Origin of the sequence: Olsenella sp. An270 (assembly GCF_002159735.1) — a bacterium.
GTDB lineage: Bacteria > Actinomycetota > Coriobacteriia > Coriobacteriales > Atopobiaceae > Thermophilibacter.
Genome location: NZ_NFJF01000001.1, coordinates 169,216 through 191,221 on the forward strand (window position 1 = coordinate 169,216; position 22,006 = coordinate 191,221).

At 66.8% G+C, this 22,006-nt stretch carries 19 protein-coding genes and 1 tRNA gene; 12 read left to right on the forward strand and 8 right to left on the reverse strand.

What is annotated here, in order from left to right; all coding sequences use genetic code 11:
- Nucleotides 1-231: 231 nt before the first annotated feature.
- The 7 genes from B5F73_RS00745 (at nucleotide 232) to ugpC (ending at nucleotide 8,764) form a co-directional block, all read left to right on the forward strand.
- Nucleotides 232-1,380 carry an acyltransferase gene (locus B5F73_RS00745; RefSeq protein ID WP_087224961.1) on the forward strand — a complete coding sequence of 383 codons (1,149 nt, stop codon included), beginning with the start codon at nucleotides 232-234 and terminating at the stop codon, nucleotides 1,378-1,380.
- Between the two features lie 509 nt (nucleotides 1,381-1,889).
- Complete coding sequence (locus B5F73_RS00750) at nucleotides 1,890-3,233, forward strand: ABC transporter substrate-binding protein (RefSeq protein ID WP_087225796.1); 1,344 nt, start codon at nucleotides 1,890-1,892, stop codon at nucleotides 3,231-3,233.
- 84 nt (nucleotides 3,234-3,317) lie between these two features.
- Nucleotides 3,318-4,160 (forward strand): sugar ABC transporter permease, encoded by an 843-nt coding sequence (locus B5F73_RS00755; RefSeq protein WP_087224964.1) that lies wholly within the window; start codon nucleotides 3,318-3,320, stop codon nucleotides 4,158-4,160.
- Nucleotides 4,161-4,210: 50 nt separating this feature from the next.
- Complete coding sequence (locus B5F73_RS00760; protein ID WP_197675706.1) at nucleotides 4,211-5,005, forward strand: carbohydrate ABC transporter permease; 795 nt, start codon at nucleotides 4,211-4,213, stop codon at nucleotides 5,003-5,005.
- Nucleotides 5,006-5,020: 15 nt separating this feature from the next.
- Nucleotides 5,021-6,076 carry a LacI family DNA-binding transcriptional regulator gene (locus B5F73_RS00765; protein ID WP_087224967.1) on the forward strand — a complete coding sequence of 352 codons (1,056 nt, stop codon included), beginning with the start codon at nucleotides 5,021-5,023 and terminating at the stop codon, nucleotides 6,074-6,076.
- On the forward strand, nucleotides 6,073-7,572 hold the full coding sequence (gene malQ, locus B5F73_RS00770) for a 4-alpha-glucanotransferase (RefSeq protein ID WP_087224970.1): 1,500 nt from the start codon (nucleotides 6,073-6,075) through the stop codon (nucleotides 7,570-7,572). Before B5F73_RS00765 ends, malQ begins: the two co-directional genes overlap by 4 nt.
- A 13-nt stretch (nucleotides 7,573-7,585) precedes the next feature.
- The gene (ugpC, locus tag B5F73_RS00775) at nucleotides 7,586-8,764 is read left to right on the forward strand and encodes a sn-glycerol-3-phosphate ABC transporter ATP-binding protein UgpC (protein ID WP_087224973.1); all 1,179 of its coding nucleotides are present in this window, start codon (nucleotides 7,586-7,588) and stop codon (nucleotides 8,762-8,764) included.
- 109 nt (nucleotides 8,765-8,873) lie between these two features.
- On the opposite strand, the gene ilvC is transcribed toward ugpC, so the two are convergent.
- The 7 genes from ilvC to ilvA all read right to left on the reverse strand — a co-directional run bounded on the left by ilvC (nucleotide 8,874) and on the right by ilvA (nucleotide 16,403).
- On the reverse strand, nucleotides 8,874-9,872 hold the full coding sequence (gene ilvC, locus B5F73_RS00780; RefSeq protein WP_087224976.1) for a ketol-acid reductoisomerase: 999 nt from the start codon (nucleotides 9,870-9,872) through the stop codon (nucleotides 8,874-8,876).
- 65 nt (nucleotides 9,873-9,937) lie between these two features.
- The gene (ilvN, locus tag B5F73_RS00785) at nucleotides 9,938-10,420 is read right to left on the reverse strand and encodes an acetolactate synthase small subunit (protein ID WP_343224967.1); all 483 of its coding nucleotides are present in this window, start codon (nucleotides 10,418-10,420) and stop codon (nucleotides 9,938-9,940) included.
- Nucleotides 10,417-12,297, reverse strand: coding sequence for a biosynthetic-type acetolactate synthase large subunit (ilvB, locus tag B5F73_RS00790; protein ID WP_087224982.1), 1,881 nt, complete (start codon nucleotides 12,295-12,297; stop codon nucleotides 10,417-10,419). Before ilvB ends, ilvN begins: the two co-directional genes overlap by 4 nt.
- Complete coding sequence (ilvD, locus tag B5F73_RS00795) at nucleotides 12,294-13,958, reverse strand: dihydroxy-acid dehydratase (protein ID WP_087224985.1); 1,665 nt, start codon at nucleotides 13,956-13,958, stop codon at nucleotides 12,294-12,296. Before ilvD ends, ilvB begins: the two co-directional genes overlap by 4 nt.
- Before the next feature lie 345 nt (nucleotides 13,959-14,303).
- Nucleotides 14,304-14,684 (reverse strand): hypothetical protein, encoded by a 381-nt coding sequence (locus tag B5F73_RS00800; protein ID WP_087224988.1) that lies wholly within the window; start codon nucleotides 14,682-14,684, stop codon nucleotides 14,304-14,306.
- A 39-nt stretch (nucleotides 14,685-14,723) separates the two neighbouring features.
- Nucleotides 14,724-15,122, reverse strand: a complete 399-nt coding sequence (locus B5F73_RS00805) for a hypothetical protein (RefSeq protein WP_087224991.1) — start codon at nucleotides 15,120-15,122, stop codon at nucleotides 14,724-14,726.
- Between the two features lie 60 nt (nucleotides 15,123-15,182).
- Nucleotides 15,183-16,403, reverse strand: a complete 1,221-nt coding sequence (gene ilvA, locus B5F73_RS00810; protein ID WP_087224994.1) for a threonine ammonia-lyase — start codon at nucleotides 16,401-16,403, stop codon at nucleotides 15,183-15,185.
- A 97-nt stretch (nucleotides 16,404-16,500) separates the two neighbouring features.
- On the opposite strand from ilvA, the gene B5F73_RS00815 reads away from it, so the two are divergent.
- On the forward strand, nucleotides 16,501-17,307 hold the full coding sequence (locus tag B5F73_RS00815) for an ATP-binding cassette domain-containing protein (RefSeq protein WP_087224997.1): 807 nt from the start codon (nucleotides 16,501-16,503) through the stop codon (nucleotides 17,305-17,307).
- A gap of 151 nt (nucleotides 17,308-17,458) precedes the next feature.
- Here the strand turns inward: B5F73_RS00815 and B5F73_RS00820 are convergent.
- Nucleotides 17,459-17,534: transfer RNA gene (locus tag B5F73_RS00820), tRNA-Ala, on the reverse strand.
- 326 nt (nucleotides 17,535-17,860) lie between these two features.
- Here B5F73_RS00820 and B5F73_RS00825 point away from each other — a divergent pair.
- The 4 genes from B5F73_RS00825 to B5F73_RS00840 are packed head-to-tail and all read left to right on the forward strand — an operon-like array spanning nucleotide 17,861 to nucleotide 21,876.
- A complete protein-coding gene (locus B5F73_RS00825; RefSeq protein WP_087225000.1) occupies nucleotides 17,861-19,060 on the forward strand; it encodes an MraY family glycosyltransferase in 1,200 nt (399 codons plus the stop codon).
- Nucleotides 19,061-19,067: 7 nt separating this feature from the next.
- Nucleotides 19,068-20,036, forward strand: a complete 969-nt coding sequence (locus B5F73_RS00830) for a radical SAM protein (protein WP_087225003.1) — start codon at nucleotides 19,068-19,070, stop codon at nucleotides 20,034-20,036.
- A 35-nt stretch (nucleotides 20,037-20,071) separates the two neighbouring features.
- Nucleotides 20,072-20,380 carry a hypothetical protein gene (locus B5F73_RS00835; protein WP_087225005.1) on the forward strand — a complete coding sequence of 103 codons (309 nt, stop codon included), beginning with the start codon at nucleotides 20,072-20,074 and terminating at the stop codon, nucleotides 20,378-20,380.
- Nucleotides 20,381-20,388: 8 nt separating this feature from the next.
- Nucleotides 20,389-21,876 (forward strand): nicotinate phosphoribosyltransferase, encoded by a 1,488-nt coding sequence (locus tag B5F73_RS00840; protein ID WP_087225008.1) that lies wholly within the window; start codon nucleotides 20,389-20,391, stop codon nucleotides 21,874-21,876.
- Nucleotides 21,877-22,006: the final 130 nt, after the last annotated feature.

Here is a 22,006-nt window from a genome sequence, read left to right on the forward strand (position 1 = left end):
GCACTCGCCAACGTTCTCCGAAACGCATTTCGGAACGGACTGATGACAGGAACACTCGAAGCGGGCCCAGGTTGAATACCCAGTTGTCCACCATCGACACGCAGAGACACGGGTGATTCCAAAGTACAGACGAGGCGGGGCGGCGCAATGGGGCGCCGCCCCTTTTTCGTGCGCAGGAGACGATAATGCGCTTTAATGGACCGCGACGTAACGCGTGGCTGAGGAGGACGAATGACGGCGTCACCAAAGACCGAGCGCATTCACGCGCTCGACGGTCTGCGCGGCGTGGCATGCGTCGCCGTCCTGCTCCTGCATGTTGCCACCATGCTCGAGCTCTGGGGCGAGAGCGGGCCGTACCCGCTCATTCCGGGCACGCCGGCCGTCGTCGTCTTCTTTGTCCTCTCGGGCGTGGTCCTCTCGATCGCTCCGCTCGCACGTCTGCGGGAGGGACGTCCCTATGACTGGCTCGGCTACTACCCGCGTCGCGTCGTGCGCCTGGGGCTGCCGCTCGTGGCGGCGGTCGCGATCGGCGTCGTGGCGGGTTTTGTTGCCTGGACCCTGGGCTCGACGGGGCGCTCCGCGACCGCAATCGACTTCGGCGGCACCGCACCTCAGGTCGTCCATGACGTGCTCATGCAGTTTGACGTGCTCTTCTTTGTCTCTGACGACACAGTCACGCTTTTCGGCGATCCGCTCGTGCGAGTGAACTCGCCGGTGTGGTCCATGGGCTGGGAGCTGTGGTTTTCGCTCACGCTGCCGCTCGCCGTCGCGCTTCTCGCCCGGGTCCGTCGGGACGTGCCCGCTGCCCTGCTGATCTTTGCCGGCGTCTTCCTCTCGTACTGGAGCGGGTACTTTCCCCTGCGCCTGTGCCTGACGTTTTGGCTGGGCGTTCTGCTTGCCAAGCACCTTGGCGAGCTGTCGCGCGTTCGGCTGACGGCGCCGATTGAGCTGCTTGCGCTCGTCCTTCTCCTCAGTGTTATCGAACTTGTCCAGGCTGCCTCCGCTGGCATGCTCGGAGCGTTGGGGTCGCTTCTCGCCGCTGCGTTTCCGACGCTCATGGTCGCGGCTTGCATGGGGGTCGTGACCCTCGCCATGACCGACGGCCTTGTGAGGCGCGCCCTCTCTGCGCGGCCGGTCCGCTTCCTCGGAGCCGTGTCCTTCTCGCTCTACCTCACGCATGCCGTGACCATTGGGGCGCTCGAGGCGCTGCTGCCACGCCTGGGCGTGGTCGAGCCGCTTGTGCAGGCGGCGCTGGCGGTCGCGTTGAGCCTTGCTGTGGCGGTCGTCTTCTGGCACGTGGTCGAGAAGCCCGGCATTGCCCTCTCGCGGCGCGTTGGCGACGCTCTCGGAACGCGCGCAAGCCAGCCGTCCGGGGAGTAGGGAAGAGGGGCCGACGAGGCTGCGCCGCTTAGTAAAACGAGGCAGTTGCACCTTTGGGCCGCCATCGTGCTTAGGTATGCGAGGTCGTTGCACCCTCTCGTCATTACGGTGCCGAATAACGCGCACAAAACTCATGCCGAGAAGGACTTCTCGCCGAGAAACTCCAGTTGAGGCACGCCGGACGAATCGTTTTGGGAGGCGGGGCACCGCACCTCCCGCGTTTTTTCTAAGCCGGGTCGTCGCGTTGGGGCGCACTACCCCCTCGTTCTTAAGCAGGCGGACGGACGGTAGGTTTCTCTGGCGCCACCACGCTTGGAACCCTTTCCAGTTTTGGTCGTTGTTTCGTGAGCGGTAGCAAAACGGCGTCAGCCGGTTTCTGAAAAAACTACCAGTTGAATGTCACTCTTCAGCATGCTCTAATGCAACCAACGGAAATGAAACGTTTCCAAATTCAGCCCTCAGAACGGGAAGGAACGTTTCGAAGAGACGGTAGGAGGGAGCACGTTATGTTGATGAAGAGGCGTCAGTTCGTGCAGGCAGGTCTCGGCCTCATGGCGGGCGCGGGCGCGGTCGCGCTCGCCGGCTGCGGTGGCGAGCAGAGCAGCGGCGGCGGCGACGACAAGCAGGCCGCCGGCAAGGTCTACTACCTCAACTTCAAGCCCGAGCAGGACGCGCAGTGGCAGGAGCTCGCCGAGCTCTACACCGAGGAGACCGGTGTGCCCGTGACGGTCATGACGGCCGCCTCCGGCCAGTACGAGACCACGCTCAAGTCCGAGATGGCCAAGACCGACGCGCCCACGCTCTTCCAGGTCAACGGCCCCGTGGGCCTCGCCTCCTGGAAGGACTACTGCTATGACCTCGACGACACCGAGATCATGGGCCAGCTGACCAACGACGCCTACGCCCTCAAGGGCGACGACGACAAGACCAAGGGCATCGCCTACGTCATCGAGTCCTATGGCATCATCTGCAACAAGTCCCTGCTGGAGAAGGCCGGCTACAGCACCGACGACATCACCAACTTCGACAGCCTCAAGTCCGTCGCGGAGGACATCACCGCCCGCAAGGACGAGCTCGGCTTCTCCGCCTTCGGCTCGGCCGGCATGGACGGCTCCTCCGACTGGCGCTTCAAGACGCACCTCGCGAACCTCCCGATCTACTACGAGTACCAGGCCGACGGCATCGACTCCACCGACGCCATCAAGGGCACCTACCTGGACAACTACCGCCAGATCTGGGACCTCTACATCAACAACGCCACCTGCGACCCCACCCAGCTCTCCACCAAGACCGCCGATGATGCCACGGCCGAGTTCGTGACCGGCCAGTGCGTGTTCTATCAGAACGGCACGTGGGAGTACGCCAACGTCGCCGAGGTGGGCGATGAGAACCTCGCGCTCGTCCCGATCTACATCGGCGTTGACGGCGAGGAGAACCAGGGCATCTGCACCGGCTCCGAGAACTACTGGTGCGTGAACAAGAACGCGCCGGAGGAGGACATCCAGGCCACGCTCGACTTCATCAACTGGTGCGTCACCTCCGAGACCGGCGTCAACGCCATGTGCGGCTCCGAGGGCGCCATGCCCTCCGGCGAGGCCGGCATGGGCTTCGTGATCCCGTTCGAGGCCAACCTCGAGTCCACGAACGTCCTCAACAACCTCGCGGATGAGATCAACGCCGAGAAGACCCCGGTGACGTGGTGCTTCTCGACCATGCCCTCCGAGGAGTGGAAGAACGGCGTGGGCTCCGCCCTCACCACCTATGCCGCCGACCAGACCGACGGCAACTGGGACGGCGTCGTGACCGCCTTCGTCGACGGCTGGGCCAGCGAGGCTGCCGCGTCCAAGGCGTAAGGCGCAACAGACCAGCGTTCACGTCCTGTTCGGGCGGTGGGTGCTCCCCTCACCCACCGCCCCTTCCATAGGGAAGGAGGTCACATGGAAAAGGCAATCAAGAAGTACCTCCCCATCTTCGTCCTGCCAACGTTCCTGGCGTTTCTCATCGGGTTCGTGGCACCGTTTCTGCTCGGCCTGTGGCTGTCGCTGTGCGACTTCACCACGGTCACCGACGCCACGTTCGTGGGCTTCTCGAACTTCGTCCTGGCGGTCCAGGACACCGTCTTCCAGCACTCGTTCTGGTACACGGCGCTCTTCACCGTCGTCTCCGTGATCGTCATCAACGTCATCGCGTTCGCGATAGCCCTCGCGCTCACGAGGAAGCTGCGCGGGACCAACCTGTTCCGCACGGTGTTCTTCATGCCCAACCTCATCGGCGGCATCGTTCTTGGCTACATCTGGCAGCTCATCTTCAACGGCATCCTCGCCCAGTACTCCCAGGCGCTGAGCCTCAACGAGTGGTACGGGTTCGCCGGCCTCGTCATCCTCGTGGCGTGGCAGCAGATCGGCTACATGATGATCATCTACATCGCCGGCCTGCAGTCGATCCCGGGCGACGTGCTGGAGGCGGCCGCCATCGACGGGGCGAGCGCCTGGCGCCAGCTCATCGACGTCACGATCCCGATGATGATGTCGTCGATCACGATCTGCATGTTTCTCTCGCTCACCAACGGCTTCAAGCTCTTCGACCAGAACCTGTCGCTCACGGCGGGCGAGCCGTCCAAGATGTCCGAGATGCTCGCCCTGAACATCTACAACACGTTCTACGGACGCGTCGGCTGGGAGGGCGTCGGCCAGGCCAAGGCGGTCATCTTCTGCCTGATCGTGGTCGGCATCGGCCTCATCCAGCTGCGCGCGACGCGCTCCAGGGAGGTGCAGCAGTGATGGCGACCAAGAAGGAGCGACGCGCCCTCGGCTGGGCGGGGTCTGGCCTCATGGCGTTCCTGTGCGTCGTGTGGCTGCTGCCCGTCGTGGTGGTGCTGTTCAACTCGTTCAAGAACAAGCTGTTCATCAACCTCGAGCCGTTCTCCCTGCCCACCGAGCAGACGTTCATCGGCCTCGAGAACTACGAGACGGCGATCGACAAGTACGGCTTCCTCGACTCCGTGGGCTGGACCGTCTTCATCACGGTGGGCTCGGTCGCGGTCATCCTGATCTGCACGTCCATGTGCGCGTGGTACATCACCCGTGTCCAGAACCGCTTCACCAAGGCGGTCTACTACCTGTGCGTGTTCTCGATGGTCGTCCCGTTCCAGATGGTCATGTTCACCCTCTCGCTCATCGCCGACCGCCTCGGCCTCTCCACGCCCTGGGGAATCATCGTGATCTACCTCGGGTTTGGCGCGGGGCTCGCGGTGTTCATGTTCTGCGGCTTCGTGAAGACCATCCCCATAGAGATCGAGGAGGCGGCGCTGATTGACGGCGCGGGGCCGATAAGGACGTTCTTCACGGTGGTCATCCCCATCATGAAGCCCACGTTCATCTCCGTCGGCATCCTTCAGACCATGTGGATCTGGAACGACTTCCTGCTGCCGTACCTCGTGCTCGACACGACGAAGTACAAGACCATCTCGATCGTGATCCAGTTCATGAAGGGCTCCTACGGCCGCGTTGACATGGGCGCCATCATGGCCGCCCTCATCATGGCCGTCATCCCGGTCGTGGTGTTCTACCTGTCGTGCCAGAAGTACATCATCAAGGGTGTCGCCGCGGGTGCGGTCAAGGGCTAGGCGAGAGGGGGCGTCGTGGACATCAGGGACATCGCACGGCTCTCCGGCTACAGCGTGGGCACCGTCTCCCGTGTGCTCAACGACCACCCCGGCGTCAGCGACCGTGCGCGCGAGCGCGTCCTCGCGGTCGTCAGGGAGGTGGGCTACGAGCCCAACACCAACGCCCGCCATCTCAAGACGAGGAGCAGGGCCTCGTTCGCCATCATGGTCAAGGGAATGCAGAACCTGCTCTTCAACGACATCATCGAGAAGGCCGAGGGGCTCTTCGCCGAGGCTGACGAGGAGGTGCGCGTCCACTTCGTCGACGAGGACGCCGACGAGGTGGCGCGTGCCGTCCACCTCGACAGGATCAGGCACCCCAAGGGCTTCCTCTTCCTAGGCGGAGACCCCAGCAACTTCAGGGAGGGGTTCGGCCAGATCGAGGCCCCGTGCGTGCTTCTCACCAACACCGCCGAGGACTGGGGGCTCAAGGGCCTCTCGAGCTTCTCGACCGACGACGTGGAGGCGGCGGGAAGCGTCATCGACCACCTCTGGGAGTGCGGCCACCGGCGCATCGGCGTGCTGGGCGGCAACCGCAAGGTGAGCGAGGTGTCGGAGCATCGACTGGCCGGCGTCGTCCGGGCGTTCGAGTCGCATGGCGCGCACTTTGACGTCGATCGCTGGTACGAGCCCTGCCGCTTCTCCATGGGGGCGGGCTACGAGGCGGCCATGCGCCTGCTCGAGCGTGCGGACGACCTCACCGCGATCTTTGCCTTCGGTGACGTGATCGCCCTCGGGGCGCTGCGCGCGGCAACCGACCGCGGCCTCCGTGTGCCCCTTGACATCTCGCTCGTCGGCTTTGACGGCGTGGACGTCTCTCAGTACAGCGTGCCGCGCCTCACGACGGTGCGCCAGGACGCTGGGCTTCTCGCCCGCAGGGGGGTGGAGTCCCTTATCGCCGCCGCCCGTGGCGAGGGGGCCGGCGCCGTGCACGAGTCCGTTCCGTTTAGGCTGCTGCGCAGGGAGAGCGTGCTCTCCCTCGCGCCCGCCTCGGCCACGGCCGACGTCTGCGCGAAGGGGGAGAGGTCATGAGACGCGCCGGAGTGCTCATGCCTGTCACGTCGCTGCCGTCCCCGTGGGGCGTCGGCACGATGGGTGCCGCCGCCCGCGAGTTCGTCGACTTCCTCGTCGAGTCGGGTCAGACGGTCTGGCAGATCCTCCCGATCGGCCCCACGGGGTTCGGCGACTCGCCCTATCAGGTCTTCTCGACGTACGCGGGCAACCCGTACCTGATTGACCTCGACGAGCTCGCCGCCGAGGGACTGCTCGAACGCTCGGAGTACGAGGGGGTCAGCTGGGGCGACGACCCGCTCTCCGTGGACTACGGGGAGCTCTTTCTCGGGCGGCTCCCGGTCCTGGAGCGCGCCTGCGCCCGACTTCGGGAGTCTCGCGCCGCCGAGCTCGCGTCGTTCTGCGCGCGCGAGTCGGCGTGGCTCGAGGACTACGCCCTCTTCATGGCGATCAAGGACTCTCGCGACGGCGCCCCATGGACCTCCTGGGTCGACGGGCTGCGTCGGCGTGAGCCCGCAGCCCTGGACGAGGCGCGCCGACGCCTTGCCGAGAGGGTCGACTTCTGGAAGGCGGTCCAGTGCCTGTTCTTCCGGCAGTGGGACCGTCTCAGGGAGTACGCGGCGAGCGCCGGCATCCTGCTCATGGGGGACATTCCCATCTACGTCGCTCCTGACAGCGCGGACGTGTGGGCAAGCCCCGAGCAGTTCCAGCTCGACGAGCGTCTCCTTCCCACCGAGGTCGCGGGATGCCCGCCCGACGGCTTCGCCGCCGGGGGCCAGCTCTGGGGAAACCCGCTCTACGACTGGGAGCGCATGGCCGAGGACGGCTTCTCGTGGTGGGTCGAGCGCATCACGTACCAGTTGAGGCTGTACGACATCCTGCGCATCGACCACTTCAGGGGGTTCGACTCGTACTACTCGATTCCCTTCGGCGCCCCGGACGCGCGCGAGGGACGCTGGCGGGAGGGCCCGGGAACGGCGCTCTTCGAGCGGCTGCGCGAGACCTGCGGGACCGAGCGCCTGGTCGCCGAGGACCTGGGCTACCTCACGGACTCCGTCGCGCGCCTGCGCGAGGAGACGGGCCTGCCGGGGATGCGGGTCCTCGAGTTCGCCTTCGACAGCGTCGACGGGTCGGGGAGCGTCTACCTGCCGCACTCCTACCCGCGCGACTGCGTGGCGTATGTGGGAACGCATGACAACGACACGGCGCTCGGGTGGCTCTCTGCGGCAAGCCCCGACGACGCGTCCCGCGCGCGTGACTATCTCGGGCTCAACGAGCGCGAGGGCGAGGGCTGGGGCATGATGCGGGGCATCTGGTCCTCCGTCGCCGACACCGCGATCGTTCAGATGCAGGACATCCTCCGCCTGGGGGGAGAGGCTCGGATGAACGTGCCCTCCACGGTGGGTCAGAACTGGAAGTGGCGGGCACCGGCGCACTACGCGACGCCCGAGCTCGCGCAGAGGCTGCGCCGACAGATGGAGCTCTGCGACAGGGCCCCGGCAGCCGGAAATCGATAGGGAGGGAGCGCACATGGCGCAGGTATCCATCAAGCACGTCGAGAAGGTCTATCCCGCCGCGGGCGGCGGGAGGCATAGGGCCAAGAAGGGCAACGCCAACCTCAAGGTGACCGAGGAGGGCGTGCTCGCGGTCGAGGACTTCAACCTCGAGATCGCGGACGGCGAGTTCATCGTCCTCGTCGGCCCCTCCGGCTGCGGCAAGTCCACCATGCTGCGCATGGTGGCCGGCCTCGAGGAGATCACGCGCGGCGAGATCTACATCGACGGCAGGCTCGTCAACGACGTCATGCCGCGTGACCGCGACATCGCGATGGTGTTCCAGAACTACGCCCTCTACCCGCACAAGACGGTTCGCGGCAACATGGAGTACCCTCTGAAGCTCCGTAAGGTGCCCAAGGACGAGATGAACCGGCGCGTGGAGGAGGCGGCGCAGATCCTGGGCATCACGGCCCTTCTCGACCGCAAGCCCAAGGCGCTCTCGGGCGGCCAGCGCCAGCGCGTGGCCATCGGCCGCGCCATCGTCCGCGAGCCCAAGGTGCTGCTCATGGACGAGCCGCTCTCCAACCTCGACGCCAAGCTGCGCAACCAGATGCGCTCCGAGATCATCAAGCTGCGCCAGCGCATCGACACGACCTTCATCTATGTCACGCACGACCAGACCGAGGCCATGACGCTCGGCGACCGCATCGTGGTCATGAAGGACGGCATGGTGCAGCAGATCGGCACCCCGCAGGAGGTCTACGACTCCCCGGCCAACGTCTTCGTGGCCGGCTTCATCGGCGTGCCGCAGATGAACTTCTACGACGCTCGGCTCGTGCGCGACGGCGAGACGTACCGCGTGGAGCTCGACGGCATCTCCGTTCCCGTGTCTCCCGAGAAGTGCGCGCGCCTCGCTGCTCGCGACGTCGACACCCAGGACATCACCCTCGGCGTGCGACCCGAGAACATCGAGCTCGCAGAGGCGGGCGACACCTCGCTCACCGGCACGGTCGAGACGACCGAGATGATGGGGTCCTCCGTCTACCTGCACGTGAGCGTCGACGGCAAGGACAGCATCATCATCCTCCAGAACGTCGAGGAGGACGGGCGTCGCCCCTCTGACATCCAGGTGGGCAGCACGCTCTCCTTCACGTTCTCCGGGGGCTCCATGCACCTCTTCGACCGCGAGAGCGCTCTGAACCTCGAGTGCTAGCGGGCGTCACGTCGCGCCTTGCCTTCCCTTCTCGCGACGCGACTGGAAACGGGGCCCGACGCCACGGCGCCGGACCCCGTTTTTCGTGCCGAGAAGGACGTTCTTCTCGCTAGTCCTTCTTGATCCAGGAGAACATGGAGCGGATCTTCTCGCCGGTCTTCTCGATCGGGTGGGTGTTGATCTCCTCGCGCTTCTCGAGCAGCCACTTGTGGCCGTTGTTGCAGTCGTCGACGAACTCCTGCGCGAAGCTGCCGTCCTGGATGCGGGCTAGGATGCGCTTCATGGCCTCACGGGACTCGGCGTTGATGACCTGCGGGCCGGCGTAGTACTCGCCGTACTCGGCGGTGTTGGAGATCGAGTAGTTCATGAAGTGGATGCCGGACTCGTACATGAGGTCGACGATCATCTTCATCTCGTGGTAGACCTCGAAGTAGGCCAGCTCCTCGGGGTAGCCCGCCTCGGTCAGGGTCTCAAAGCCGGCCTTCACGAGCTCCACGAGGCCGCCGCACAGAACCGCCTGCTCGCCAAAGAGGTCCTCCTCGGTCTCCTCCTTGAAGGTGGCCTTGATGATGCCGGAGCGGGCGCCGCCGACGCCCCAGCAGTAGGAGAGCACGATGTCCCAGGCGTCACCGGTGGCGTCCTGGTAGACGCAGGCGAGGTCGGGCACGCCGGAGCCCTCGGTGTACTGGCGGCGCACGATGTGGCCCGGGCCCTTGGGCGCGCACATGATGACGTTGACGTCCTCGGGGGCCTTGATGTAGCCGTAGTGGATGTTGAAGCCGTGGGCGAAGGCGAGGGTGTCGCCGGCCTTGAGGTGCGCAGCGACGTGCTCCTCGTAGACCTTGGGCTGGGTCTCGTCGGGGACGAGCATCATGATGACGTCGGCCTCCTCGGCGGCGTCGTCCATGCTCATGACCTTGAGGCCGGCCTCCTGGGCGGCCTGGGCGGACTTGGAGCCCTCGCGCAGGCCAACGCGGACGTCAACGCCGGAGTCCAGGAGGTTCAGCGCGTGGGCGTGGCCCTGGGAGCCGTAGCCGATGATGGCGACCTTCTTGCCCTGGATGACGCTCGGGTCCACGTCCTTCTCGTAATAGATGTCGACGGCCATGTTCTTCTCCTTTGCTTGTGGGGCCGTATGTACCTAGGATGATACGAAGGGACTGTCCCTTTGTATCATTGCGCGCCGCGCGACATGGCGATCTTGCCGGTGCGCGTGAGCTGCTTGATGCCGTAGCTGCGGAAGAGGTCCTCCATCGCGTCGAGCTTGCTCGCGGTGCCGGTGGCCTCGATCGTGAGCGTGTTCTTGCCCACGTCGACGACCTTGGCGCGGAAGACGTTGGCGATCTCGATGACCTCGTGGCGGCGCTCCGGCGAGGACTGCACCTTGAAGAGCACGAGCTCGCGCTCGACGGCCTCCTCGTAGGTGAGGTCGGAGATCTTGTAGACCGAGACGAGCTTGTGCAGCTGCTTGGTGATCTGCTCGAAGCCGACCTCGTCGGCCTCGACGATGATCGTCATGCGGGAGAGGGTCTCGTCCTCAGTGGGGGCGACGGTGAGCGATTCGATGTTGAAGCCGCGGCGGCTGATGAGGCCCGTGACGCGGGAGAGCACGCCCGGCTTGTTCTCAACGAGAACCGAGAGCAGGTAGTTCATCACTCATCAACTCCTTCGTGCGACGGCTTCACGCGCGGGCGGCCGCCCTCGCCGAAGCCCTTCTCGGTGACGCGGACGCCACCGAGCGTGACGTCGAGCGCGCCGATGATGTCGTCGATCGGGGCGCCGGGGGCGACCATCGGGTAGACGGTCTGGGCGGCCGGGATCATGACGTCGAGCAGGTAGGGCTCGTCGGAGGCGAGCATCTCGTCGAGCGCGTCGTCGATCTCCTCGGGCTTGGTGATGCGCCTCGAGCGCCAGCCGTAGGCGTCGGCGAGCTTCACGAAGTCGGGGTTGTCGGCGAGCTCGGTGAACGAGAAGCGGTCGTTGTAGAAGAGGTGCTGCCACTGGTGGACCATGCCGAGCGCGCGGTTGTCGACGATGAGGACCTTGACCGGCACGTTGTTGATCTTGGCGGTGGCCATCTCCTGGCTGTTCATCTGGAACGAGCCGTCGCCGGCGATGCAGACGACCTGCTCGTCGGGGCAGCCGATCTTGGCGCCGATGGCGGCGGGGAAGCCAAAGCCCATCGTGCCGAGGCCGCCGGAGGAGATGAAGGTGCGCGCATGCTCGCGGTGGATGTTCTGCAGGGCCCACATCTGGTGCTGGCCGACCTCGGTGGTGACGATCGAGGCGTGCGGGTCGAGCTTGTCGGAGAGGTGCTCGAGCACGACTTCCGGGGCGATCTTGCCCTCGTAGTCGGCGAAGTCGGAGGTGTAGAACGGCCAGCGCTCGCGCCACTCAAAGACCTCGTCGCGCCATGCCTCGCAGACGGGCCGGGCGTCCATCTTGGCCAGGCGCTCGTTGATGGCGGCGAGCACCACCTTGACGTCGCCGACGATCGGAACGTCCGGGTTCACGATCTTGCCGATCTCGGCGGGGTCGATGTCGATGTGGATGATCTTGGCGTGCGGGGCGAACTCGGAGACCTTGCCGGTCACGCGGTCCGAGAAGCGCGCGCCGCAGGCGATGATGAGGTCGGACTCGGTGACCGCCATGTTGGCGTACTTGGAGCCGTGCATGCCCACGGGGCCGAGGTTGAGCGGGTTGGAGCAGGGGATGGCCGCCTTGCCCATGAGGGTCGTGACCACGGGGATCTGCATGCGCTCGGCGAGCTCGACGAGCTCGGGGCAGGCGTGGGACGCCACGATGCCGCCGCCGGCCATGATGAGCGGTCGCTCCGCCCGGCAGATGATCTCGGCAGCCTGCTTGACCTGCTTCGCATTGCCCTTGTAGGTGGGTCGGTAGCTCGGGATGTTGACGCTGTCCGGGTAGTGGAAGACCATCTCGGAGCCGGAGAGGTCGCTCGGGATGTCGATGAGGACGGGGCCCGGGCGGCCGGTCGAGGCGATGTAGAAGGCCTCGCGGAAGGTCTTGGTGAGCTCGTCGGTGGACTGCAGGAGGAAGCTGTGCTTCACGATGGGCATCGTGATGCCCACGATGTCGGACTCCTGGAAGGCGTCCGTGCCGATGACGCCGCGCGTGACCTGGCCCGTGATGACGACCATGGGCACGGAGTCCATGTAGGCGGTGGCGATGCCGGTCACGGTGTTGGTGGCGCCGGGGCCGGAGGTGACGAGAACCACGCCCACCTTGCCCGTGGCGCGTGCGTAGCCGTCGGCCATGTGCGTCGCGCCCTGCTCGTGACGGGCGAGCACATGGTGGATCTTCTTGGAGTCGTAGAGGGCGTCATAGATCTTGATGGCCTGGCCACCGGGGTAGCCAAAGATGGTATCCACGCCCTCGGCCTCGAGGCTGGCGATGATGGCCTGCGCCCCGGTCATGGTCTTGCCCTCGTGCTCGGTGTGGCTGCCCGGGCCAAACGGACGCCCCTCGATGGCGCGCTGGCGCCGGGCGATCTTCTCCTCGACGGTGATCATGAGAGGTACGCCCCCTTGTCTGCGCTCGTGACCAGCTTTGCGTAGCGGGAGAGGACTCCCGTGGTGTACTTGGGCGCCGGCGGCTCCCATGCGGCGCGGCGCTCGGCGAGCTCCTCCTCGCCGACGCGAAGCTCGAGCGTGCCCGCCTGGATGTCGATGTCGATGACGTCGCCCTCGCGGACGAGCGCGATCGGGCCGCCGGCCGCGGCCTCGGGGGAGACGTGGCCGATGCACGGGCCCTTGGAGGCGCCGGAGAAGCGCCCGTCGGTGATGAGGGCCACCGAGCTCGCGAGTCCCATGCCGCAGATGGCGGAGGTGGGGGTGAGCATCTCGCGCATGCCCGGGCCGCCCGCCGGGCCCTCGTAGCGGATGACCACCACGTCGCCCGGGTTTATCGTCCCGCCGAAGATCGCCCTGCAGGCCTCCTCCTCGGAGTCGAAGACGCGCGCGGGGCCGGAGTGCCGCCACATCTCGGGCGCGACGGCGCTCTTCTTGACCACGCCGCAGTCAGGCGCGAGGTTGCCGCGCATGACCTTGAGACCGCCGTCGGGGGAGTAGGCGTCGTCCACGCCGCGGACGACCTCGCCGTCCACGGGCGGGCACGCCGCGACCCACTCGGCCATGGTGCCGTGGCAGGTGAGGGCGTCCATGTCGAGGTGCCCGGTGCGACCGAGCTCGCCGATGATGGCGGAGACGCCGCCCACGTCGTTCAGGTCCTGGATGTGGAGCGGGCCGGCCGGCGCGATGCGCACGATGTTGGGCGTCTCGGCGCTGGCGCGGTCCCAGTCGTCCATCGTGACGGGGCAGCCGGCGGCCTGCGCGATGGCCGTGAGGTGCAGCATCGTGTTGGTGGAGCCGCCGAAGGCCATGTCGAGCACCATGCCGTTGTGGATGGCGCGCTCGTTGATGATCTGGCGGGCGGTGAGGTTCTTCTCGACCAGCTCCATGACCCTCATGCCGGTCTGCTTGGCCAGGCGGATGCGCTCGGAGTAGACGGCGGGCACGGTGCCGTTTCCGGGAAGCGCGATGCCCAGGGCCTCGGCGAGGCAGCAGATGGAGTTGGCGGTGAACATGCCGGAGCAGGAGCCGCAGGTGGGACAGGCGGTCTTCTCGAGCCAGGAGCACTCCTCCTCGGTCATGGTGCCGGCGGTGACCTGGCCCACGGCGTCGAAGAGGGAGTTGAGGTCGGTCTGGCTGCCGTCGCGCCCGCGCCCGGCGAGCATGGGGCCGCCGGAGACGAGCATCGTGGGGATGTCCAGGCGCGCCGCGGCGATGAGCATGCCGGGGACGATCTTGTCGCAGGAGGGGATGAGGACCATCGCGTCGAACTGGTGGCCCTGGACGGCGCACTCCACGGAGTCCGCGATGACCTCGCGGCTGGTGAGGCTGTAGTGCATGCCCTCGTGGTTCATCGCGATGCCGTCGCACACGCCGATGGTGTTGACCTGCAGCGGGGTGCCGCCCGCCATGCGGATGCCTGCCTTGACGGCGTCGGCGATCTGCTGGAGGTGGAGGTGCCCGGGGATGACCTCGTTCTGGGCGGAGACCACGGCCACGAGCGGGCGGTCGAGCTCCTCGTCGGTGAGGCCGTCGGCCGCCAGAAGGCTGCGGTGCGGCGCGCGCGCCAGGCCCCGCTTGATTGCGTCGCTTCTCAGTTCCACGTTCCCCCTCGCTTTCTCTTGTCGGTGTGAGAAATGCGAGGCGCTGAACCTCGAAGCCGTCACGGTGGCCGCCGGCGCGCGGTACTTCTCGGCGCGTTGGCGGGGGTGGCCCGGCGACCGCGCGGAGGTTCTCGCGAGCTGCTCGAGGGAGTCTTCGGGGCCGTCCGACGCGGGTTCTCACGCTGCCCGCTCGCTGTGGGACGAATGCGGCCCGTACTGGCCCTGTCATCGCATTTGCTCAGTGGGGACACTCTACGCGGCGCGTGTTTCCGGCGGGTAATCGCCCGTGAGCGGTCATGTTTCGCCCGCGAGCGGTGAGACGAAGGGACAGTCCCTTTGTCACATTCAGAGCTCGCGCTGGGCGAGGAGGACGTTGCCGCGCGGGTCGCCGATCTCGAGGTCGCGAATGACCTGCACGGGCTCGGAAATGTCCGAGAAGCGCCGCCCGCCCAGGGTGGCGTTGGCGAGAAAGGCGTCGAGGCTGGGGTACTCGTCGTCGTCCACGTACCAGACGGTGTCAAAGAAGCCGCGGTCCCGCTCAAAGTCCGAGCTCATGCCGACGAGCTGCCGCATCCCGTCGTACTCGACCTCGAGACTCACGATGGGCGCCTCGATGCGCTCACACTCGCGCATGAGGTCGACGATGTCGCCCGGCATGCAGCGCAGCGGCTTCCAGCGGTAGGTCTTCTCGCCCTTGCGTCCGAACAGGTTGGAAAGCAGTCCCATGGGTCCCCCTTGACGACCAGACAGCCGACGCCCGCGGCGCTAGCAGCACAGGAGCTCGGCTAGGCGCGCGCCGTCCTTTGGCTTGAGGTAGAAGCGGAAGCCGCGCAGCGTGCCCTGCCCGTCTCGGGCGCCGCCGTAGACGAGCTCACGCGCGAGGTCAACGCGGACGACCGCGTTCGAGAGGAACCCGCCGCGCTTGACGAGCTCGGCGCCGACGACGTCGTCCGCGAGGTCCGCGGTCCACAGGCCGACGGTGTTGTTTGCGACGAGGCGACGGTTCGTGAGGCAGAGCTTTGACTGGCTCCCGCCGAGGAAGGTGTCATCCTCCGTACCAAAGCAGGAGAGGGGTGCGGCAAAGATGACCTTTTCGCCGTTCGCCAGGTCAAAGGAGAAGTTCGCGCGCGCCTCGGGCAGCGCGTCAAGATGCGCGGTATCCATGCGAGTGCCTCCGTTCGGCAACGAACTCTGAATGAGACAAACGAGCCTGCCCCCGTTGTCTCACAGCGAGGTCTGGACGAGGGTGGGGGTGAGGCCGGCGGCCTTGAGCGCCTCCACGATCTGGTGCTTGTGCTCAGTGCCAAAGGCCTCGATCGTGACGCGCAGCTCCACGGCGGCGTTGCGGTTGGTCGAGACGAACTGGTTGTGCTCGAGCTTGATGACGTTGCCGTTCTGCTCCGCGATGGTGGAGGCCACGCGCACGAGCATGCCGGGGCGGTCGGGGAGCAGAACGCTCACGGTGAAGATGCGGTCGCGCATGATGAGGCCGTGCTGCACCACCGAGCTCATCGTGATGACGTCCATGTTGCCGCCGGAGAGGATGGAGACCACGCGCTTGTTCTCGGCCGGCAGGTGCTTGAGCGCGGCCACCGTGAGCAGGCCGGAGTTCTCGACGACCATCTTGTGGTTCTCGACCATGTCGAGAAACGCCACCACGAGCTCGTCGTCGGGGACCGTCATGACGTCGTCGAGGTTGGCCTGCAGGTACGGGAAGACCTGGTCGCCCACCTCGAGCACGGCCGTGCCGTCCGCGATCGTGTTGGCACCCGGGATCTTCACGGGGTGCCCCGCCTCGAGCGCGGCCGTGAGCGAGGGCGCGCCTTCGGGCTCCACACCGATGACGCGGATCTTGGGGTTGTAGAGCTTGGCGAAGGTCGCCACGCCGCAGGCCAGGCCGCCGCCGCCCACCGGCACGAAAATCGTGTCCACGAGCGGCAGCTCCTGGACGACCTCCATGGCGATCGTGCCCTGGCCGGTGGAGACGCACGGGTCGTTGAACGGGTGGATGAAGGTGTAGCCCTCCTCCTCGGCAAGCCGCATCGCCTCGTCGCACGCCTCGTCATAGACGTCGCCGTGGAGCACGACCTCGGCGCCGTAGTGCTTGGTGCGCTCGACCTTGATGAGCGGCGTGGTCTCGGGCATCACCACCACGGAGCGCGCGCCGGCTCGCGTGGCTGCGAAGGCCACGCCCTGGGCGTGGTTGCCGGCGCTCGCGGTGACGATGCCGCGCCCCAGCTCCTCGGGCGAGAGGGTCGAGATCTTGTAGTAGGCGCCGCGCACCTTGTAGGCACCCGTGCGCTGCATGTTCTCGGGCTTGAGCCACACGCGGTTGCCCGTGCTCGCCGAGAAGTGCGGGCTCTCCACGAGCTTGGTCTCGAGCGTGACCTCGCGGACCTTCTCGGACGCCTCCTCGAAGGCCTCGAGCGTGAGCATCTCTGCCATGTGAAACTCCTTTGTGACGGCTGGCCGCGCCGCGGCGCGATTTACCTATAGTAATCCTTGCGGCGCGCATCGGGCGCCGTCCGAAGGAGGGAGTCCCATGAGCGACGCGGAGCAGACGACCCCGCTCTTCCAGATCCATGACGCGAGCGTGGTGCGCGGCGGCAAGACCATCCTGCACGTCTCGGACTTCAGCCTCGCCGAGGGCGAGCACGTGGCCCTTCTCGGCCCCAACGGCGCGGGCAAGTCGACGTTCATACAGCTGCTCACCCGCGAGGTCTTCCCCCTGTGGCGCGAGGAGCCGCCGGTGCGCTTTCGCGGCGCGGCCCGCCCGCAGCTCGCCGACATCAAGCGCACGCTCGGCATCGTGAGCTCCACGATGCACGACCAGGTGCGCGTGCACCTGCCGGTCATGGATATCGTGGTAGGAGGCCTCTTCGGCACGCTGGGCGTCCCGCTTCGCGGCGAGGTGGGCGACAAGGACCGTGCGCTCGCCGCCGACGCCCTCGAGCGGCTGGGCATCGCCGAGCTTGCCGGCCGCGACGTCATGACGCTCTCCACCGGCCAGGTGCGCCGTGTCCTCGTGGCGCGCGAGCTCGTGCGCGACCCGCAGGTGCTGATCTTCGACGAGCCGTGCACGGGCCTCGACCCGGAGGGCATGTACCACGTGCGCAGGACCATGGGCACGCTCGCCGCCGAGGGGCGCTCGGTCGTGCTCGTGACCCACTACCCCGAGGACATCATCCCCGAGATCGAGCGCGTGCTGCTCATCAAGGACGCCGAGGTCTTCGCCGACGGCGCCAAGGCGGACCTGCTCACGAGCGAGGTCATGAGCGACCTCTTCGACGTGCCGCTCGTGGTGGGGGAGGCGTGCGGCTGGTACTCGCTGCGCGGCGCCTACGCGTGAGGGCGTGAGGGCCGCCGCCCCAAATAACGCACAAAATCGTACATGTGCGTTATTTCCACCTGCGGATATAGATTGTTGTGCTTGATTCTGTGCGTTAATCAGAAAAAGAGAAAAGCGGACGTCCGAGAAGGACGCCCGCCTGCGAGTCATATGGTGGAGACGAGGGGATTCGAACCCCCGGCCTCTGCCTTGCGAAGGCAGCGCTCTCCCAGCTGAGCTACGTCCCCGGAAATGGTGCGTGGGATATTGTGGCAATCCGCCGCGCGCTTGTCAACGACGACACAAAAAGTCGCCCCCTGCGGTGCGTCAATGAACCCACCTCTCAGAAGGTGGGTGTCCCCATCGCGCGTTCCGGCTTTCCCAGCAACGGGGAATCTCCGTACTGAACACGAGATATCGGACTCCCAAGTAACGCTTGTCGGTTCACCCAGTTTGCCCGCAGGGGAACGACAGCCCAACTATAGGTCTGTGAACAGAAAACACCAGTCTTGACTTGCGTGCCTAACTCGGCAAAAGTGGGAGTGTACGTGCGTTTGGGAGGGAAGGGAGCAAGGTGGTTCCGAGCTGGATACCCTACCTATGCCTCTTTTGCGCCGCCCTGCTCGCGTCGCTCGCCACGACTCCGCTCGCCCGGCACATCGCCGTGCGCGTGGGCGCCGTCGACTACCCCAGTGCCCGCCGCATCAACAAGAAGCCCATTCCCCGCATGGGCGGCATCGCCATCTTCTGCGGCATCGTGGCCGCCTTCGTGGTGCAGTACGTGGGCACGACCTTCTTCCACTGGCCCATCGTCCTGGTTCCCTCGCCGCTCCTCGAGGTCAACTACTGGATGCTCGTCCTCTCCTTCCTCGTGATCTTTGTCACGGGGCTCCTCGATGACCGGTACTCGCTGACCCCGCTCCAGAAGCTGGGCGGCCAGGTGCTCGCGGCGGTCATCGCCGTCGCTGGCGGCCTCGTCATCGGCAACATCTCCAACCCGTTCGGGGGCGCCCACATAAGCCTCGGCTGGCTCGCGTACCCCGTCACGGTGGTCTACCTCGTTGCCTACACGAACATCATCAACCTGATCGACGGGCTCGACGGGCTCGCCGCGGGGATCTCCACCATCGCGAGCCTCACGATGTTCGTCCTCTCCGTGCAGGCCGGGCGCCTCGACGCCGCCGCACTCTCCATCGCCGTCGCCGGCTCCTCGCTCGGGTTCCTCAGGTACAACTTCCACCCCGCCTCCGTCTTCATGGGCGACTCCGGCGCCCTCACCCTGGGCTTTGCGCTCGGGACGGTTTCGCTGCTCTCGGTGACGAGGTTCGCCGGCCTCACGACGATCATCGTCCCGCTCGTCATCGCCGCCGTCCCCATCATCGACACGTTCTCGGCCATCGTCCGTCGCCTGCGCGGCCACGTGAGCATCGGCCACGCCGACCGCGGCCACATACACCACCGCCTCATGGCGGAGGGCTTCGACCAGCGGCAGGCGGTCCTGCTCATGTATGCCTGGACCGCGCTTCTGTGCGTGGGCTCGCTGGTGATGACGCAGGTCGACACGGTCCCGCGCATCGCCATCTTCGTCCTGCTCCTGGTCGTCTCGTTCGCCTTCGCGTACCACCTTCGCCTCTTCGAGCCCGTCCTGCTCCACCACTACGACCCCAGGACCGGCGAGGACGAGCTCGTCACGCCGTCCGACGAGGGCTTCGAGGAGGAGGCCGAGCGACTTCGCGAGCACGGGGGCATCCACCTTCCGCGCCGGGGCCGGTGACTCCCGGATGGGGGAGCACCTGACGCAGGACGCCTACGAGGCGTGCCGGCTCTGCCCGCGCCGCTGCGGCGCACACCGCGCCGCCGGCGTTCCTGGTCGCTGCGGCATGAGCTCCGAGCTCAGGGTGGCGAGAAGCGCCCTGCATCTCTGGGAGGAGCCCCCGATCTCCGGCGAGGCGGGCTCCGGGGCCATCTTCTTCTCGGGATGCCCGCTTCGCTGCGTGTTCTGCCAGAACCACGAGATCTCGAGCGAGGGATTTGGCCTGCCCGTGACGACCGCGCGGCTCGCCGAGATGATGCTCGAGCTGCAGGGGCAGGGCGCGCTCAACATCAACCTCGTGACGCCGCTCCACTTTGCCCCGCACGTCCGTGACGCCGTGGGCATGGCGCGCGAGGCGGGACTCACCCTGCCTATCGTCTGCAACACGTCCGGCTATGAGCTTGCCGAGGTCGTACGCTCCCTCGCGGACGTGGTCGACGTCTGGCTCGCCGACTTCAAGTACGCGGACGGCGCCCTCGCCGGCACGCTCTCCGCTGCGCCCGACTACCCGGAGGTCGCCGCCGAGGCGCTGGCCGCCATGGTCGACTCGGTCCGCGCGGCGGGCGGCCGTTCGCTCGGCGAGGACTGCTCCATGCGGCGCGGCGTCATCGTGCGTCACCTCGTGCTCCCCGGTCACGCCGACGACTCCTGCGCCGTGCTCGACCGCGTGTGGGAAATCGCTGGCAACGAGGCCGACCTCTCGGTCATGAACCAGTACACGCCCAACGAGGCCTGCCGTCGCGCCGGCGGCGCCCTCTCGCACGGCGTCTCGGAGGAGGAGTACGAGATCGTGCTCTGTCACGCCGACGACCTCGGATTCGAGCGGATCTGGTGGCAGGAGGGGGGCACGGTCTCCGAGAGCTTCGTGCCCGCCTTCGACGCCACGGGCGTTGTGGGACCCGAGCTCGCGTGCCCTTCTCGCCCACAAGCGCTATAACTATGCAAACTGCCGACCCGAAAGACGGAGGAGACATGGCGGACGACACCGGCCTCACCGACGAGGAGCGCGCCGAGCTCGAGCAGCTGCGCGCCGAGAAGGCCGCGCGCCAGCAGGCCGAGAAGGACGCGGCGGAGCGCGCCGAGCTGGAGCGCCTGCGGGCGCAGCGCGCCGCCGACGAGGCCGAGCGCGCCGCACGGGCCCGCGACGAGGAGGCGCTCGCGCGCGCCCGCGCGCTCATGGAGCCCGACGACGACCTCCGGATGCCCCTGGGACAGAAGATCGTCATTCTCGCAATCGTCGGCGTCGCCGCCGTCTGGCTCGCCGTCACCATCCTCGGATAGGAGGGCACATGTCTCTCACCGATCGCACCAAGCCCACCGACGTCTGCCTCAACACCGACCTCTACGAGCTCACCATGGCCCAGGGCTTCTGGGAGGCCGGGCTCACCGACTCCCAGGCCTGCTTCAATGCCTTCTTCCGTGACTGCCCGTTTGACGGCGGTTACGCCGTGTGCTGCGGAACGGGCCAGATCGCCGACCTCGTGGAGAACTTCGTCTTCGAGGACGACGACATCGACTACCTGGCGAGCATCCAGGCGCCGGGCGGCGGCCCCATGTTCAAGCCGGGCTTCCTCGAGTTCCTGCGCAACCATCACCTCGACCTTACGATCCACGCCGTTCCGGAGGGCCAGGTCGTCTTTGGCCGCGAGCCCATGGTGCGCGTCGAGGGTCCCGTCATCGACTGCCAGCTCATCGAGACCGCCCTGCTCAACCTCGTGAACTTCCAGACGCTCGTGGCCACCAAGACCGCGCGCGTGGTGCGCGCCGCCGAGGGCCATCCCGTCTCCGACTTTGGCCTGCGACGCGCCCAGGGTCCCGACGGCGGCCTCGCCGTCGCGCGAGCCTCCTACATCGCCGGCGCCTCCTCGACCTCCAACGTCCTCGCCGGAAAGATCTACGGCATCCCCGTCTTTGGCACGCACGCCCACTCGTGGGTCATGGCGTTCCCGAGCGAGCTCGAGGCGTTCCGCGCGTTCGCCAAGTCCAGCCCCAGGAACTGCGTGCTGCTGCTCGACACCTACGACGTGCACCAGGGCATCAGGAACGCCATCACCGTCGCCAAGGAGATGGAGGCCGCCGGGGAGCGTCTCTCCGCCGTGCGTCTGGACTCCGGCGACCTCGCGCGCCTCTCCAAGGAGGCCCGCGCCGCCTTTGACGAGGCGGGCCTGCCCTACGTGAAGATCTCGGTCTCCAACGACCTCGACGAGTACACGATCCAGTCGCTCTTCGCCCAGGGCGCGCCCATCGACTCGTTTGGCGTGGGCACCAAGCTCGCCACCTGCGACCCGCAGCCGTCGCTCGGCGGCGTCTACAAGCTCTCCGCCGTCCGTTGCGGCGCCGACGAGTCCTGGACGCCCGTCATCAAGCTCTCCGAGCAGTCCTACAAGCGCACCATCCCCGGCGTCCAGCACGTCCTGCGCTACTTTGACCAGGCCGGACGTCCGACGGCGGACATGCTCGTCGTCGACGAGGTCGCCCGCGCCGGGGAGGCCCGCGAGATGGTCGACATCGTGGACCCCTACCTCACGCACCGGCTCTCCGGCGAGCCCGTCGAGCTTCTCGTCAAGATGGTGGAGCACGGGTCGCGCTGCGGGGAGCCCGAGGGCATTGAGGCGGCCCGCGAGCGCTGCCGCGAGGCGCTCATGCGTCTCGACCCCGCCGTGGCGCGCTTCCTCAACCCGCAGACCTATCCCGTGGGCCTCGAGCTCGGCCTCGCCGACCTCCGCAGCCGCCTCGCGCGCGAGGAGCGCGCGGAGTCCGGCCGCCCCACGGCCTAGCGGCACATCTGTCCAAACGGCCTTTGAGGCCTCAAAAGTGACGCCAGTTTTCCATCCAACTGGGAAAACGATCGTTCTCGCACGACTTTTGAGGCCTCAAAAATCGAGTGCAAGCGTGCACATCTGATAT

Bases quoted from the DNA above. Each gene is read 5' to 3' on its own strand.
- ilvC (WP_087224976.1), bottom strand. From the start codon at position 9,872: ATGGCCGTCGACATCTATTACGAGAAGGACGTGGACCCGAGCGTCATC.
- ilvA (WP_087224994.1), bottom strand. From the start codon at position 16,403: ATGGCAGAGATGCTCACGCTCGAGGCCTTCGAGGAGGCGTCCGAGAAG.
- B5F73_RS00815 (WP_087224997.1), top strand. From the start codon at position 16,501: ATGAGCGACGCGGAGCAGACGACCCCGCTCTTCCAGATCCATGACGCG.
- B5F73_RS00800 (WP_087224988.1), bottom strand. From the start codon at position 14,684: ATGGGACTGCTTTCCAACCTGTTCGGACGCAAGGGCGAGAAGACCTAC.
- ugpC (WP_087224973.1), top strand. From the start codon at position 7,586: ATGGCGCAGGTATCCATCAAGCACGTCGAGAAGGTCTATCCCGCCGCG.
- B5F73_RS00805 (WP_087224991.1), bottom strand. From the start codon at position 15,122: ATGGATACCGCGCATCTTGACGCGCTGCCCGAGGCGCGCGCGAACTTC.
- ilvB (WP_087224982.1), bottom strand. From the start codon at position 12,297: ATGATCACCGTCGAGGAGAAGATCGCCCGGCGCCAGCGCGCCATCGAG.
- B5F73_RS00840 (WP_087225008.1), top strand. From the start codon at position 20,389: ATGTCTCTCACCGATCGCACCAAGCCCACCGACGTCTGCCTCAACACC.
- B5F73_RS00830 (WP_087225003.1), top strand. From the start codon at position 19,068: ATGGGGGAGCACCTGACGCAGGACGCCTACGAGGCGTGCCGGCTCTGC.
- B5F73_RS00755 (WP_087224964.1), top strand. From the start codon at position 3,318: ATGGAAAAGGCAATCAAGAAGTACCTCCCCATCTTCGTCCTGCCAACG.
- B5F73_RS00745 (WP_087224961.1), top strand. From the start codon at position 232: ATGACGGCGTCACCAAAGACCGAGCGCATTCACGCGCTCGACGGTCTG.
- malQ (WP_087224970.1), top strand. From the start codon at position 6,073: ATGAGACGCGCCGGAGTGCTCATGCCTGTCACGTCGCTGCCGTCCCCG.
- B5F73_RS00760 (WP_197675706.1), top strand. From the start codon at position 4,211: ATGGCGTTCCTGTGCGTCGTGTGGCTGCTGCCCGTCGTGGTGGTGCTG.
- B5F73_RS00835 (WP_087225005.1), top strand. From the start codon at position 20,072: ATGGCGGACGACACCGGCCTCACCGACGAGGAGCGCGCCGAGCTCGAG.